Annotated in this window: 12 protein-coding genes; 9 read left to right on the top strand and 3 right to left on the bottom strand. The window is 54.4% G+C overall.

The window, feature by feature from the left end:
- Positions 1–99 precede the first annotated feature (99 nt).
- Positions 100–627 (bottom strand): GspH/FimT family pseudopilin, encoded by a 528-nt coding sequence (locus PS2015_RS10720; RefSeq protein ID WP_058022235.1) that lies wholly within the window; start codon positions 625–627, stop codon positions 100–102.
- A 75-nt stretch (positions 628–702) separates the two neighbouring features.
- Here PS2015_RS10720 and thiO point away from each other — a divergent pair, with 75 nt between their 5' ends.
- From thiO to PS2015_RS10705, 3 genes are read left to right on the top strand one after another with little or no spacing between them, the layout of a single operon-like run.
- Entirely contained in the window at positions 703–1818 is a 1116-nt protein-coding gene (gene thiO / locus PS2015_RS10715) for a glycine oxidase ThiO (RefSeq protein ID WP_058022234.1), read from the top strand.
- Positions 1819–1826: 8 nt separating this feature from the next.
- A complete protein-coding gene (locus tag PS2015_RS10710) occupies positions 1827–3491 on the top strand; it encodes an NAD+ synthase (RefSeq protein WP_058022233.1) in 1665 nt (554 codons plus the stop codon).
- A gap of 12 nt (positions 3492–3503) precedes the next feature.
- A complete protein-coding gene (locus PS2015_RS10705; RefSeq protein WP_058022232.1) occupies positions 3504–4106 on the top strand; it encodes an SIS domain-containing protein in 603 nt (200 codons plus the stop codon).
- Positions 4107–4134: 28 nt separating this feature from the next.
- Here the strand turns inward: PS2015_RS10705 and PS2015_RS10700 are convergent, their stop codons facing one another.
- Positions 4135–5151, bottom strand: a complete 1017-nt coding sequence (locus tag PS2015_RS10700) for an outer membrane protein assembly factor BamD (RefSeq protein WP_058022231.1) — start codon at positions 5149–5151, stop codon at positions 4135–4137.
- Positions 5152–5262: 111 nt separating this feature from the next.
- Between PS2015_RS10700 and rluD the strand changes: the two genes are divergently transcribed.
- The 5 genes from rluD (at position 5263) to ilvN (ending at position 12239) form a co-directional block, all read left to right on the top strand.
- Positions 5263–6225, top strand: coding sequence for a 23S rRNA pseudouridine(1911/1915/1917) synthase RluD (gene rluD / locus PS2015_RS10695; protein ID WP_058022230.1), 963 nt, complete (start codon positions 5263–5265; stop codon positions 6223–6225).
- The gene (gene pgeF / locus PS2015_RS10690; RefSeq protein WP_335338234.1) at positions 6206–7009 is read left to right on the top strand and encodes a peptidoglycan editing factor PgeF; all 804 of its coding nucleotides are present in this window, start codon (positions 6206–6208) and stop codon (positions 7007–7009) included. Before rluD ends, pgeF begins: the two co-directional genes overlap by 20 nt.
- Before the next feature lie 104 nt (positions 7010–7113).
- Positions 7114–9717 carry an ATP-dependent chaperone ClpB gene (gene clpB / locus PS2015_RS10685; RefSeq protein ID WP_058022229.1) on the top strand — a complete coding sequence of 868 codons (2604 nt, stop codon included), beginning with the start codon at positions 7114–7116 and terminating at the stop codon, positions 9715–9717.
- A 304-nt stretch (positions 9718–10021) separates the two neighbouring features.
- Positions 10022–11746 (top strand): acetolactate synthase 3 large subunit, encoded by a 1725-nt coding sequence (locus tag PS2015_RS10680; protein WP_058023280.1) that lies wholly within the window; start codon positions 10022–10024, stop codon positions 11744–11746.
- A gap of 1 nt (position 11747) precedes the next feature.
- The gene (gene ilvN, locus PS2015_RS10675) at positions 11748–12239 is read left to right on the top strand and encodes an acetolactate synthase small subunit (protein WP_058022228.1); all 492 of its coding nucleotides are present in this window, start codon (positions 11748–11750) and stop codon (positions 12237–12239) included.
- A 504-nt stretch (positions 12240–12743) separates the two neighbouring features.
- Here ilvN and ilvC read toward each other — a convergent pair.
- Positions 12744–14213: a ketol-acid reductoisomerase gene (gene ilvC, locus PS2015_RS10670; protein WP_058022227.1), complete on the bottom strand. Its 1470-nt coding sequence runs from the start codon at positions 14211–14213 to the stop codon at positions 12744–12746.
- Positions 14214–14372: 159 nt separating this feature from the next.
- On the opposite strand from ilvC, the gene ilvY reads away from it, so the two are divergent.
- On the top strand, positions 14373–15296 hold the full coding sequence (gene ilvY, locus PS2015_RS10665) for an HTH-type transcriptional activator IlvY (RefSeq protein ID WP_058022226.1): 924 nt from the start codon (positions 14373–14375) through the stop codon (positions 15294–15296).
- Positions 15297–15317: the final 21 nt, after the last annotated feature.

Here is a 15317-nt window from a genome sequence, read left to right as displayed (position 1 = left end):
CTATGCTTGATGTTCAGTGCTGCAATAGCGATGCTCGCCCAATCTCAATTGCAGGCCGGACTGCTGGCCCGTCAGCAGGTTCTCAATATTAATCAGGCCTCAGCAATCCAGATTCGCCTCAGCGACCAGGCGCATCCGGCCGGCACTGTTTATGATGAGTTGCTGGCTGGCTGTTGATGAGGGGTCTGCCGGGCAAAGGCCGAAGCTGCCGTTCTGGTATAGCAGGATACCATCGGGTGTGAATTCCAGCACCTGACTTCCGCTGAAGCTTCGCCAGCTCAGACTGCCGGGTGCTATTTGCCAGCGTTTCTCCATAAGGATCTTGTCGTTCAGCATGATCATGGCACCTGCGCCCCAGTTGTTTCCGCACTGCTTGTGGCCCCAGGCGCAAACAGTCACGCTTTGTCTGTGCCGGATCGCTTCGCTGCTCGCCAGGCTGAGCAGATCGGCGAGTGAATCCATAATTGCACTCTGACGCGATTGCTGAGTAACCGGCAAGCCCGGCAGGGACAGCAGCACCATAACTGATATAATCGTCAGGCAAAGCATTAGCTCCAGCAGGCTAAAACCTTTGGTCGGCAGGCAGGCTGGCTGGGCTGATGCGCAGCCCGAATTTGAGCGTATCATCCTTGATGCTCCGGACGGGTCAGTTTGTTGTCACTTAAATAGAGTGTAGCAGGACATTTTTTCGGGAATAGATTTTTGACTGATTTTTTGATTTGTGGAGCCGGCATTTCTGGTCTTCTGGTCGCTCGCGAGCTTTTGCAGGCGGGTGCTACTGTCCATCTGATAGAACGTGGCGAACCAGGGCAAGAGGCTTCCTGGGCCGGAGGCGGTATCGTATCGCCCTTGTACCCCTGGCGTTACAATGATGCTGTATCTGCCTTGGCCAACAAGGCTCAGGATGCTTACCCGGAGCTGAGCCGGGCATTGGCTGAAGAGACAGGAATTGACCCGCAGCTTAACATCTGTGGACTGCTCATGCTGGATGCCCCTGATACCGCGCAGGCGCTTGCCTGGGCAGGCCGCTATGGGCGGGATATGGAGCTGTTGAATGAATCACAGGTATACGCTCGAGAGCGTGAACTGGCAGACGGTTTCAAGCAGGGATTATGGATGCCGGGTGTTGCCAATGTGCGTAATCCGCGTCTGCTGCAGGCATTGCGTCACTTTGTGGAGCATCACGAGAATGCCCGGCTTTCCTCAGACTGCGAGGTGCTGGGATTCAATACCCGGGGACGTGTTGTGACCAGTCTGCAGGTCAGCATGAACGGTCGCATTGACTTGCTCAATGCTGGCAACTACGTGCTGACGGCGGGGGCCTGGACAGGCCTGCTGCTGGAGAAAATCGGACAGGCGCTGCCAATAGAGCCGGTAAAAGGACAAATGCTGCTGTATCGGCTGGATAAAAGATACATCAACAGTATTATACTGACCCAGGGTCGCTATCTGATTCCCCGTCTGGATCAGCATGTGCTGGTTGGCAGTACGCTGGAGCCTGGCGGTTTCGAGAAGACAACAAGCCGTGATGCGCTCGATAGTCTGCGTCAGTCTGCGTCTGCCATGCTGCCAGTGCTGGCACATCAGCCGGTGATAGCTCACTGGGCGGGTCTGCGACCAGGGGCGCCTGATGGCACGCCATTTATTGGGGCGTTACCGGCCTTTACGAATCTGTTTGTCAATGCCGGGCATTATCGCAATGGCCTGGTGCTGGCGCCTGCATCGGCCCGGCTCCTGGCGGATATCCTGCTGGGCCGCCCACCTGACATTGAACCTCAACCGTACGACCCTTCAACGCGGATGCGTCCTCAGGAGTAAGGCTGTTTATGACAAATCAGTTAACACTGGTGCTTGCCCAGATAAATCTGTTGGTCGGTGATATACATGGCAATTGTGAACGTATTCTGGCGACAGCGGCTGAGGCTATACAGACACATGACGCCGATGTCATTGTTTATCCTGAATTGACCCTGACGGCTTATCCACCTGAGGATCTGTTGCTGCGCCCATCGCTGCCCGGCCGAATTGAAAAGGCCATGCAGCAACTTTGCGAAGCGCGGCTCTCGGCGACGCTGATCGTCGGGCACCCGCTGTTCGAAAAGGGGAATCTGTATAACGCACTGTCAGTAATCGCCGATGGCAAAGTGCTGGCCACTTACAGGAAGCAGTGCCTGCCCAACTATCAGGTGTTTGATGAGCGACGTTATTTCAGCGAAGGTACAGAGGCGTGTCTTCTGGATATTAACGGTGTTCCGACTGCACTCACAATCTGTGAGGACCTTTGGCAGACGACACCGACGCGTCAGGCATCGCAGGGTGGTGCCGCGTTGATGTTGAATATCAATGCATCTCCTTTTCACACCGATAAACTGGAACAGCGCATGGAGCTGCTGTCGCGTCGCGCTCTGGAATCCGGTACGGCAATTGTGTATGTCAACCAGGTCGGCGGTCAGGATGAGCTGGTCTTTGACGGCAACTCCATGGTGGCCCGGCCAGACGGAGAGGTTCGCGTCGTTGGGCCCGCGTTCGAAGAGGCCCTTGTGCCCGTCAAATTTGTCTGGCCCGCGCCACCTGAGGCGACTTTTTCTGCGCCGATTAACTATACAGCGTTGGCCTCTGAGTCATCATTGGAGCAGCGCTGCTATCAGGCGATGGTCATGGGGCTGCGTGACTATATTCGCAAAAATGGCTTCAATAGTGTTGTGCTTGGCCTGTCAGGGGGTATCGACTCGGCGTTGACGCTGGCTGTCGCCGTGGATGCGCTGGGGGCGGACCATGTCACGGCCGTCATGATGCCGTTCAGTTACACTTCTGATCTCAGCTTGCGGCTGGCCTCTGAACAGGCTGCCCGGCTCGGTGTGCACTATCGGACTATTGCGATTAATGACATCTACAGCGCTTTTTCCTCTGCTCTGGCTGAAGAATTTGCTGGTTTGCCGGCAGACCTGACAGAGCAGAATATTCAGGCCAGGTGTCGGGGTGTATTGCTGATGGCCATTTCCAACAAGAAAGGTGCTCTGGTGCTGACGACTGGTAATAAAAGCGAGATCGCTGTCGGGTATTGTACGCTTTATGGTGATATGGTGGGTGCGTTCAGCGTGTTAAAGGATGCCAGCAAGACGCTGGTTTACAGCATAGCCCGCCATTGTAATGATGTCGCTGTGCAGGCCGGTGAGTTGCCAGTCATTCCCTATGGCGTGATTGACAGGCCTCCTTCGGCCGAGTTGGCTCCCGGACAGCGTGATGATGACAGCCTGCCACCTTATGACAGGCTGGACTGCATTATTTCGATGTATGTTGAGCAGGATATGAGTGCGCAGGCTATTATCGATGCCGGATTCGCCAGAGACGAGGTGCAGCGAGTACTGCGTCTTATCGATATCAATGAATATAAAAGACGTCAGGCCCCAGTGGGTGTGCGTCTGACACAGCGGGCGTTTGGTCGTGATCGGCGATATCCGATTACACAAGGCTGGCGCGCTGGTGATTAATATGAGGTTAACATGCCGCACACATTCGATTCGCTGATTGCCAACACTCTGGCGGATGCCGGTAATTATTTACAGCGCTTTGCCAGCGAACAGAGCAAACAGAATACTGTAGCTCGTGCAGCACAGTTAATGATCAGCACTCTGCAGCAAGGTGGCAGCATCTATAGTTGTGGCAATGGCGGCTCAATGAGCGATGCCATGCATTTCGCCGAGGAGTTGACCGGACGTTATCGAGATGATCGTGCACCTCTTTCTGCTACCGCGATAAGCGATTCGGGTCACATCAGTTGCGTGGCCAACGATTTTGGTTATGAACATGTCTTTTCAAGATATCTTCAGGCAAGAGGGCGCCGTGGTGATTGTCTTTTGGCGATCAGTACCAGTGGCCGTAGCGCAAATGTTATACGCGCAGCGGAGCAGGCAAGACTTAACGGTATGGTAGTGGTCAGTTTGACAGGGGCACCGGGGTCACCGCTTGCCAGCCTGGTGGATGTCGATATCAGCACGGGTCCCAGCGACTATGCAGATCGCATTCAGGAGGTACATATCAAAGTCATACATATCCTGATTGAGCTGATTGAGCGCTCTTTCTATCCTGAAAACTATTCGGGCTGAGTCCGCTGACCAACAGCCCTCATTGTTCTCAGATAGAATCAATTGGAGTGCCGGGCGGAGGTTCGGTCGGTATGACGCGCTCATCGGGGCCACGGCCGAAGCGTCCCAGTGTCAGAATGTTCAGCAATGAACGGCCCTGATTCAAGGGGTCGGCTTCAGGCGCGATTGATCGTTGTGGCCGGGTGGTTGGTGCCAGCGGCGTATCGTCCACATTGCTGCCCAGCAGTCCAAAGCTGACGGTGTACAGCAATGAGGGGTCAGTGACGTGATTACGGACGATAAATTGGCCGTTTGAATCAAGAGTCGGGTGATCCGGGTAGTTGTCTCGCAACAATGCCAGAGATGTGTCAGCCAGGTCGTCCAGTCCCAGGCGCAGGTAGCACTCAATCATGATCGACAGTGCTTCGGCGACTACAGGGCTGCCCTGGAAGTTTTCAACTACATACTTGCCACGGTTAAGAGCGGCAATGTAAGCGCGACGTTCCAGATAATAATTGGCGACATGAATCTCATAGGTGGCCAGATTGTTGCGCAAATAAATCATGCGTGCCCGGGCATCGGCCGCATAGTCACTGTCCGGATACAGGGACAGTAATATAGAAAATTCATTGAATGCGTCGCGTGCACGACTGATATCGCGCTTGGATTGGTCGGTGGGCAGAAATCGACTCATGAATCCCGTGTTTTCCGAGAAGCTCGCTACCCCTTTCAGATAATAGGCATAGTCGATGCTTGGATGATCGGGATGCAGGCGCATAAACCGGTCAGCTGCCGCGCGCGCGCCCTCCAGGTTGCCGCTGCGAAAATGTGCGTAGATCAGCTCAAGTTGTGCCTGCGCGGCATACTGGCCGAAAGGAAAGCGTGATTCCAGAGCCTGGTAGGTGCGCACAGCAGCCGTAAAGTTTGAGGCATTGAGTTGCTGGTTGGCAGTTCGGTAAAACTGTTCCTCAGTCGACAGGCTGGCGAACTCGTCTCGTTCCTCACTATCAAACAGTGAACATGATACGCTCGTAAATAAAATGACTATCGCTAACAGCACTCGCACGCGGTTTACACCTCAATGACTTTTAAACAGACTATAATGTCCCGTTACGGCCGCTTATTTAACCACACCACGGCCACATAACCCAAGGGCGCGGAGGCCCAGGTTTACAAGATGATCGAAAATATCCAGTTAACAGCACGGGTGCCAGAGGAGCTGGATGGCTCCCGGTTTGACCAGATCGCCGCCGTTTTGTTCCAGGATTATTCCCGGGGCAGACTGCAGCAGTGGATAAAAGCGGGTGATTTGACTGTCAACGGTGAGACCAAACGGGCCAAGGACCGTCTGCTGGTTGATGATGTGCTGCGTCTTCAGGCTGAGCTTGCGAATGATTCGGGTCAGGAGTGGCGGGCGGAACCGGTTGCTCTGGACATAGTCTACGAGGATGATTCCATACTCGTCATCAACAAGGCTGCCGGGCAGGTGGTTCACCCGGCGGCCGGTAACCGTTCCGGTACCCTGATGAATGGCCTGCTGCACTACTGTCCGGATCTGCAGCATGTGCCCCGGGCAGGTATCGTGCACCGGCTGGATAAAGACACCACAGGTTTGATGGTGGTTGCCAAAACCCTGCCGGCGCATCATCGGCTGGTCCGGCAGTTGCAGAAACGTGCAGTCAGTCGGGTTTACCAGGCTGTGGTATGCGGCGTGCTCACTGCTGGCGGCATTGTTGATGAGCCGCTGGGACGACATCCGGTGATGCGTAAAAAACGCGCTGTGACTGCCGACGGCAAGGAGTCAGTCACGCACTATCGGCTTCTGTCACGCTTCCGTGCGCATACCCATGTGCAGTTAAAGCTGGAAACCGGCCGTACTCATCAGATCCGCGTTCACATGGCACATATCCGGCATCCGCTGGTGGGCGATCCCGTTTATGGTGGCAGGCTGCATATTCCTTCCGGTGCCTCTGAAGAATTGGCGCATCAATTACGCACTTTCCGTCGTCAGGCATTACATGCCGCATCATTAGGATTTTTGCATCCGGATACAGGCGAGGAAGTCAGTTTTGAGGCGCCGCTGCCTGATGACATGCAGGTATTGCTGCAAGTGCTGAGGAATGATGCTGAATCTCAGTGAAAACAAAGAGTCAGGTGTGAGTTGGCTGCAGGCCGACTGGCCGGCACCGGAATGGGTCGACGCCAGAGTGTTTACGCGATGCGGTGGAGTAAGCCAGGGGGCCTGGCGAGGATTGAACCTGGGATTGCATGTCGGCGATCAAGCGGCGGATGTGGAACGGAACAGGCGATTGATGCGTGAAGTTCTGGCGCACAATTATCGCCTGCAATGGCTCAGGCAGGTGCATGGAACTGATGTGGTCGACATTGATACGGCAGCCGACAACCCCCCTGTAAAGGAGGGTGATGCTGTTTGTATTCGCCAGCCCGGTGATGGCGCTGTCATTATGACGGCAGACTGTCTGCCTGTTCTGTTTACCGATCAGGAAGGTACTGTTGCGGCGGCAGCTCATGCCGGTTGGCGCGGCCTGGTCGCAGGGGTGCTGGAGAACACAGTCGCCGCGATGCAGCGGCCACCAGAGACCCTGCTGGCCTGGCTGGGTCCGGCAATTGGTCCCTGCCACTTCGAGGTCGGTGATGAAGTCAGGCAGGCATTTTTGGGAAAGTCTCCAGATTCAGAATCAGTCCGTCATTCAATTGCTCAGGCCTTTAGTCCTCTTCCTGAGACCGGCAAATGGTTGGCGGATCTTTATGCACTGGCGCGGAGCCGGTTGCAGGCTGTTGGCGTCAACGAGATTTATGGCGGCGGTCTGTGCACATATTGCGATGATAAGCATTTTTACTCCTTCCGCCGCGAATCTGTCACAGGACGGACGGCTAGTGTGATCTGTATCAAAGCCCGTTGACCCGGCACTTGATTTTTTCCAGTTCTACCTCAATCTATTGAAGCATCTGATAGTTAATGCGGCGCCGGAGGCCTTTGCCCGGTGGTGCCAAACGAGGTGAATGTATGAGAATGGATCAATTGACCAGCAAGTTACAGGCGGCGTTGGCTGATGCGCAGTCTATGGCGTTGGGACAAGACAATAATTTTATCGAGCCAGTGCACCTGATGCTGGCGCTGATTGATCAAAAAAGTGGTTCACTGAGGCCCTTGCTATCGCAGACTGGCTTCAACCTCCAGGCGCTGCGAACGGGCCTGCAGGACATTCTGCAGCGTCTGCCTAAAGTGGAAGGTACCGGCGGTGACGTGGCCATGTCTAATGAGCTGGGTCGGTTGCTTAATCAGGCAGATAAAATCTCCCAGAAAAACGGCGATAAGTTTATCTCCAGCGAGGCGGTATTGCTGGCTGCCATGGAAGATAAAGGTGAGCTGGGCAAGCTACTGAACAGTTTTGGAATCAGCACCAAAGCACTTGAGACTGCCATTTCAAACCTGCGCGGTGGCGAAAAAGTGACTGACGCTGATGCCGAAGATGCGTTTCAGGCGCTGTCCAAATATTGTGTAGATCTGACTGAGCGCGCCGAGAATGGCGACCTGGACCCGGTTATTGGTCGTGACAGTGAAATCCGTCGCACGATTCAGGTGCTGCAGCGGCGCACCAAAAATAACCCGGTTCTGATAGGTGAACCGGGGGTCGGTAAAACGGCCATTGTCGAAGGGCTGGCTCAGCGTATTATTAATGGAGAAGTGCCAGAAGGCCTGAAAGATAAACGTATCCTGGCGTTGGATATGGGTGCTCTGATTGCCGGTGCCAAGTTTCGTGGCGAGTTTGAAGAGCGACTGAAAGCTGTTCTAAAGGAGCTGTCCAAACAGGAAGGGTCCGTCATTCTGTTTATTGACGAGATTCATACCATGGTGGGTGCCGGCAAGGCAGATGGCGCCATGGATGCCGGCAATATGCTAAAACCAGCACTGGCCAGGGGTGAATTGCATTGCGTTGGCGCGACTACTCTGGATGAATATCGGAAATACATTGAAAAAGATGCCGCCCTTGAGCGGCGGTTCCAGAAAGTTCTGGTGGATGAACCAACAGAAGAAGACACTATTGCCATCCTGCGTGGTCTGAAAGAACGTTACGAAGTGCATCACGGCGTGCAGATTGCGGATGCAGCGATCATAGCCGCCGCGCGACTTTCCACGCGCTACATCCCTGACCGGCAGCTGCCTGACAAGGCCATCGACCTGATCGATGAGGCGGCCAGTCTGATCCGCATGGAAATTGATTCCAAACCCGAGGAAATGGACAAGTTGGAGCGCCGCCTGATTCAGCTCAAAATTGAGCGTGAAGCGCTGAAAAAAGAGGAAGACGAAGCATCGCGCAAACGACTTGAAAAGCTGGCCGAAGATATTTCCAGAGTCGAGAAGGAGTATGCGGATCTGGAAGAGATTTGGAAGGCAGAAAAAGCCTCCGTTCAGGGTACCCAGTCTATCAAGAGTAATCTGGAAAAAGCCCGTGCGGATCTGGAAGTGGCCAGGCGCGCCGGCGATCTGGCACGCATGTCTGAGTTGCAGTACGGCATTATCCCCAATCTGGAGAAGACTCTGGATATGTCGACCCAGGCCGAGATGATGGAGATGCAGCTGTTACGTAACCGTGTGACGGAAGAAGAGATTGCCGATGTCGTATCGCGCTGGACGGGCATTCCTGTCTCAAAAATGCTGCAGGGCGACAAGCAGAAATTGCTGGAAATGGAAGATGCGCTGCACAAGCGCGTCATAGGGCAGCATGAAGCCATCGCGGCAGTGGCCAATGCCGTGCGCCGGTCTCGTTCGGGGTTGTCTGACCCTAATCGTCCGAATGGCTCATTCCTGTTTCTGGGGCCGACCGGTGTCGGCAAAACAGAACTGTGCAAGGCGCTGGCCGAGTTTCTGTTTGATACGGAAGAGGCAATGGTGCGCATTGATATGTCAGAGTTCATGGAGCAGCACTCCGTAGCTCGCCTGATCGGTGCACCGCCCGGTTATGTCGGATACGAAGAAGGCGGTTATTTGACAGAAGCGGTGAGGCGTCGACCTTATTCCGTTCTGCTGCTCGATGAAGTCGAAAAAGCGCACCCGGATGTCTTTAATATTCTGTTACAGGTTCTTGATGATGGTCGCTTGACTGATGGCCACGGACGCACTGTGGATTTCCGCAATACAGTCATAGTGATGACATCCAACCTTGGGTCTGACCGAATCCAGGAAATGCTGACTGACCCTGCCGATGAGGTGGCATACCAGCGGGTCAAGCATGAAGTGATGAGTGTCGTAACCCGACACTTCCGACCAGAGTTTGTTAACCGGATTGATGAAACTGTGGTCTTCCACCCGCTGATGGCCAGTCAGATCCGTGGTATCGCCGATATCCAGATCGCCTCGCTCAACAAGCGACTGCAATACAACGATCTGGGCATCGAGGTCTCTGATGCGGTCCTGGACAAGATTGCCGATCTGGGCTATGACCCCGTGTATGGCGCGCGACCATTGAAACGTGCTATCCAGAACTGGATCGAAAACCCGCTGGCGCAGCGCGTGATCAAAGGCGAATACGTTGCCGGTGATATCATCGTGGTTGATGTTAAAGATGACCAATTCAGTTTCGGCAAACGCCGCGCGGATGTTGATTGATCTTGACAATGCTCCCAATCATGGGACAATTGCCTGCTCTCAGCAGGGCGTGTTTATCTGACACGTCCTGCTGTTGCAGACTGAGAAGGTAACCCCCTCCCCAAATCTGCTTTGACCGGGACGCTAATAATAACCGACCGGTAATTGCATAGGTGTCTGACAACATCCACCTATGGCTGAAACGCGTTACAACGCAACAGGCCGTTCATCAATTGATATAAACTAGTGCCAGAATGCCGGGCTGAACCGGTGTTCTCCGGATGCCATGCGGGTAATCCGGTATTTATTCAACGAGGCTAAGACTGTGGAATTGCTTTCTGGTGGTGAAATGCTGATTCGTGCGCTGCACGACGAGGGCGTGGAGCTGATGTTCGGGTATCCGGGCGGCGCTGCGCTGCACATTTACGATGCGATATTCAACCAGGACAAGGTGGATCACATTCTGGTACGTCATGAGCAGGCGGCAACGCATGCAGCAGACGGTTACGCCAGAGCCACCGGTAAGCCTGGTGTGGTGCTGGTGACGTCTGGTCCGGGTGCGACCAATGCGATTACCGGTATTGCAACGGCATTTATGGATTCCATTCCCATGGTGGTGATTTCCGGCCAGGTAGATAGCTCTCTGATTGGTTCTGATGCGTTTCAGGAAACTGATATGGTGGGTGTATCACGCCCCATCGTCAAGCACAGCTTTATGGTGCAAAAGGCTGAAGACATCCCCATGGTTGTCAAAAAGGCTTTCTACATTGCGACCACCGGACGTCCGGGTCCGGTGGTGATTGATGTACCCAAAGATGTCACGGATCCGGCCCGCAAGTATGAATACCGATATCCTGAATCGGTCAAAATGCGTTCTTACTCGGTGCCGGGCAAAGGTCATACCGGGCAGATCAAAAAGGCCGTCGAGATTTTGCTGGCAGCCAAGCGCCCGGTTATCTATGCCGGTGGTGGAGTTATCCAGGGTAACGGCGCAGAGTTGTTGACGGCTCTGGCGAAAATGCTGGGCTTTCCGGTAACGAATACTCTGATGGGACTGGGTGCCTACCCGGCTACTGATAAACAGTTTCTTGGCATGCTGGGCATGCACGGCACTTATGAGGCCAATATGGCCATGCACTTCAGCGATGTGGTGCTGGGTATTGGTGTGCGCTTTGATGACCGGGTCACCAATGCGGTCAATAAATTCTGTCCGGGGGCAAAAATCCTGCATGTGGATATTGATCCAGCGTCAATCTCCAAAACAGTGACAGCCGACGTGCCGATTGTGGGCTCGGTTGTCAGTGTGCTGGAAGAAATGATTGAGCTCGTGCGCCAGGCGGATTCGCATGTTGATAGCAAATCTCTGGAACTTTGGTGGCAGCAGATAGAAGGTTGGCGAGCCAAAGAATGTCTGAAAGTGGAACCGGCTGGTGGCGATATCATCAAACCACAGCAGGTGGTGCAGAGTGTCTACAAGGTGACGCAGGGTCAGGCCTATGTGTCGTCCGACGTGGGGCAGCACCAGATGTTCGCAGCCCAGTACTATCACTTTGATAAGCCGCGGCGTTGGATCAATTCGGGCGGTCTGGGCACCATGGGTTTCGGCTTCCCGGCTGCCATGGGCGTGCAGCTGGCCTACCCGGATGCCATCTCGGTGTGCATCACCGGGGAAGGCAGTATACAAATGTGTATTCAGGAACTGGCAACCTGCCTGCAATACGGCCTGCCTATCAAAATTGTCTGCCTGAACAATGAAGCGCTTGGCATGGTGAAGCAGTGGCAGGATATGCAATACGGCGGTCGACACTCACACAGTACCTATTCCGAGTCCCTGCCGGACTTTGTGAAACTGGTTGAAGCCTATGGTCATGTGGGTGTGCGTATCGAAAAATTGTCCGAGCTGGATGCAAAAATGTCCGAGGCGTTTGCCCTTAAAGACAGGCTGGTCTTTATTGATGTGGCCGTTGATGATCGGGAGCATGTTTACCCGATGGCGATCAAGGGTGGTTCGATGAAAGATATGTATTTGAGCAAAACGGAGCGAACATAAGATGCGGCACATTATTTCCATTTTGTTGGAGAATGAACCTGGCGCCTTGTCTCGTGTGGTCGGTTTGTTTTCTCAACGTAACTACAATATTGAATCTCTCACTGTTGCTCCGACCGAGGATCACACTCTCTCCAGGCTGACGATTACGACTATCGGTGATGATCGCAAGATCGAGCAGATAACCAAGCATCTGAACAAGCTGATCGATGTGGTGAAGCTGGTTGATCTGACTGAGGGTTCTCACATTGAGCGGGAGCTGATGTTGATCAAGGTGAAGGCCAGTGGTGCTCAGCGTGCTGAAGTGAAACGCACGACCGATATTTTCCGCGGACAGATCGTGGATGTGACCAGCACTGTGTACAGCATTCAGTTGACCGGCACTTCGGATAAGCTGGACAGCTTTATCGCGGCGCTGGGTAATGCGTCAGTGCTTGAGGTGGCGCGCACCGGGGTGACGGGTATCTCGCGCGGTGAGAAGGTGCTCAGCCTTTAAGTGCCAGCCTCAGGGTCTGGGTTAGTGGCTTCGTTCTGGAGCGGTCCGGGTGGCGGGTAGCAGATTGCGCCCGGCCGCATCCTTTTGCCGCTCAGCCGGCGGGGGGGGGAACTCGACGTCGCGGCGTTGCCGCTCCGGACTCGGACAGTCCCGCCCGCTGATCGGCTGAGCGGCAAAAGGATAGGCGCGGCCTGAATGGGCGCAATTCTGCTACCCGCCACCCGGACCTTGTGACATCTTCCACCTATAGCGTTCGCGTGGTCTGACCTGAGTGACTTGTCTTGCTGATGCAGCAGCACAATTTCTGTTCCAGGCAGCGTTTTCGAAGGCTCAGCACAAGGCCGGATCCAGGTGGCGGATTCGGAAGAGGGGGTGAGAGCGAGGAAAACCTGACGAGGAGCACCCCCTCTTTCGGAGCCGTCGCCGTCAGGCGTTTAACTTTCCAGCCTTCGGAGGCGCTGCCGTCAGGCGCTGAGTCCTGTCCGGCAGCAGCAAATCGAGAGTTTAGATCGCCTTTTTCATGGCGGTCATGTAGGAGCGCAGGCGACGGCCGACGATTTCGATCGGGTGATTGCGGATGGACTGGTTCACGGCGATCAGCTCGGCGTTGTCAACGTTGTTGTCCTGCAGTTGCAGGCCCTTGCCGATGACGTCGGTGTCGACTTTCTGCATGAAATCTTCCAGCAGTGGTACGGCTGCGTGAGAGAACAGGTAGCAGCCGTATTCCGCCGTGTCAGAAATCACTTTATTCATCTCGTAAAGCTTCTTGCGGCCGATCAGGTTGGCGATCAGTGGCGTTTCGTGCAGAGACTCGTAATAGGCAGATTCTTCGATAATGCCGGCATCGGTCATGGTTTCGAAGGCCAGCTCGACGCCGGCTTTCAGGAAGGCGGCCATCAGAATGCCGTTGTCGTAGTATTCCTGCTCGGAGATATCCATGCTGCCAGCAGTGGATTTTTCAAAGGCCGTTTCGCCGGTCTGCTCGCGCCAGGTCAGCAGATTGATGTCGTCATTGGCCCAGTCTTCCATCATGACACGAGAGAATTCACCGCTCATGATATCGTCCATGTGCTTCTGGAACAGAGGCCCCATGATGTCCTTCAGTTCGGCCGCCAGTGAGTTGGCAACCAGTTTGGCCGGGTTGGACAGGCGATCCATCATGTTGGTAATGCCGCCATGCTTCAGACCTTCGGAAATGACTTCCCAGCCGTGCTGAACCAGCTTGGATGCATAACCGGCATCAACGCCCTTTTCGATCATGCGGTTGTAGCAGAGAATGGAACCGGTCTGCAGAACACCGCACAGAATGGTCTGTTCACCCATCAGGTCGGATTTGACCTCGGCGATGAAGGAGGACTCCAGCACGCCTGCGCGGTGGCCGCCGGTTCCGGCCGCGTAAGCTTTGGCGATTTCCAGGCCGTCACCGTTGGGGTCGTTTTCGGGGTGCACGGCAATCAGTGTGGGGACACCGAAGCCGCGTTTGTATTCTTCACGCACTTCGGAACCCGGGCACTTCGGTGCAACCATGATGACGGTCAGATCGTCGCGGATCTGCATGCCTTCTTCCACGATATTAAAGCCATGTGAGTAGGCCAGGCAGGCACCCTGTTTCATCAATGGCATTACCTGCTTGACTACGGCGGTGTGCTGTTTGTCCGGCGTCAGGTTCAGCACCAGATCAGCCGTCGGAATCAGATCTTCGTAAGTACCAACATTAAAGCCGTTTTCAGAGGCATTTTTCCATGACTGACGCTTTTCGGCGATGGCTTCTGCTCGCAGTGCATAGCTGATATCCAGGCCGCTGTCACGCATGTTCAGGCCCTGGTTCAGACCCTGAGCGCCACAACCTACAATGACGATTTTCTTGCCGAGCAACTTGTTGACGCCATCGGCAAATTCGGCGCTGTCCATGAAGCGGCACTTGCCCAGTTGTTGAAGCTGAACGCGCAGAGGCAGAGTATTGAAGTAGTTCATTGCAGTTTCCTGTTTTGATAGTTCTGAGATTGGTGATCGGGGGTCAAGTTTTGATTGGGCTGTATCATAAACGCTCTGTTATGCTTGCGTAAAATGATATATTTGCAAATTAATATTGCGAAATCCGGAATTGTTGCGCGAGTCAGTCTGGGATTTAACATGGATCTGAAAGACCTGAAAATGTTCCTGCACCTTAGTCGAACACTGCATTTTGGCAAAAGCAGTCGTGAACTGCACATCAGTGCCTCCGGCCTGACCCGCGCAATTCAGCGGCTGGAGCAGGAATGCGGTGCCACGCTTTTTGAGCGGGACAAACGCACAGTCAAGCTGACAGAACAGGGTGCGATGCTACGTGACTTTGCGAGCGACGTGACCGATCGTTGGGCAGTATTGAGTGAACAGTTGCATGATGATGGACAGGTCCATGGTGTGCTGAGCCTGTTTTGTTCGGTGACCGCCAGTTACAGCTTTCTGCATGCTTTGCTGCAACGCTTCCGGAATGAGTATCCGCGCGTCGAGCTTCAGCTGCATACAGGTGATTCCGCTCAGGCGATTGCGCGGGTTGCCGATGGTATGGATTCCCTGGCTATCGCGGCGCGGCCGGAGAGGCTGCCGGAAAACATTTCCTTCCTGCCTTTGGGCGAGTCTCCTCTGGTGTGTATCGGTCCGGCAACAGAGTGCCCTCTGCGCGATCGCTTAAATGAAGCGAGGGCGTTAGATAACTACAATTGGCAGCAGATTCCCTTGATAGTCTCCGAAACCGGATTGTCCCGTATACGACTGGAACAGTGGTTCCAGGAGCGCTCAATCAGGCCGCGAATCTATGCGCAGGTCAGTGGGCACGAGGCGATGGTCAGTATGGTCAGTCTGGGATTCGGTCTTGCAGTTGTGCCCAGAGTAGTTGTTGACAGCAGCCCCGTCGGTGACCTGATTGAGGTGCTGCCCTTGATGCCAGAGCTGGAGCCGTTCACCATTGGTTTGTGTGCACTGCATCGCAAGCTGAGCAATCCATTGGTCAAAGCGTTCTGGGGAATTGCAGAGACTTCCGTGGCCCCGCTACAAGCGCAGACCAAGTGTGTATAATCGGAGCAAGTTGTTTCATTT

The sequence above is a fragment of the Pseudohongiella spirulinae genome (assembly GCF_001444425.1).
In the GTDB taxonomy this organism is placed as follows: domain Bacteria; phylum Pseudomonadota; class Gammaproteobacteria; order Pseudomonadales; family Pseudohongiellaceae; genus Pseudohongiella; species Pseudohongiella spirulinae.
The sequence above is the reverse complement of the archived record's forward strand: the minus strand, read 5'-3'. Positions and strand labels throughout refer to the sequence as shown.

Excerpts from the sequence above, each read along its gene's own strand:
- PS2015_RS10710 (WP_058022233.1), top strand. The coding sequence starts at position 1,827 with ATGACAAATCAGTTAACACTGGTGCTTGCCCAGATAAATCTGTTGGTC.
- pgeF (WP_335338234.1), top strand. The coding sequence starts at position 6,206 with ATGATGCTGAATCTCAGTGAAAACAAAGAGTCAGGTGTGAGTTGGCTG.
- ilvC (WP_058022227.1), bottom strand. The coding sequence starts at position 14,213 with ATGAACTACTTCAATACTCTGCCTCTGCGCGTTCAGCTTCAACAACTG.
- PS2015_RS10720 (WP_058022235.1), bottom strand. The coding sequence starts at position 627 with ATGATACGCTCAAATTCGGGCTGCGCATCAGCCCAGCCAGCCTGCCTG.
- ilvN (WP_058022228.1), top strand. The coding sequence starts at position 11,748 with ATGCGGCACATTATTTCCATTTTGTTGGAGAATGAACCTGGCGCCTTG.
- rluD (WP_058022230.1), top strand. The coding sequence starts at position 5,263 with ATGATCGAAAATATCCAGTTAACAGCACGGGTGCCAGAGGAGCTGGAT.
- clpB (WP_058022229.1), top strand. The coding sequence starts at position 7,114 with ATGAGAATGGATCAATTGACCAGCAAGTTACAGGCGGCGTTGGCTGAT.
- ilvY (WP_058022226.1), top strand. The coding sequence starts at position 14,373 with ATGGATCTGAAAGACCTGAAAATGTTCCTGCACCTTAGTCGAACACTG.
- PS2015_RS10705 (WP_058022232.1), top strand. The coding sequence starts at position 3,504 with ATGCCGCACACATTCGATTCGCTGATTGCCAACACTCTGGCGGATGCC.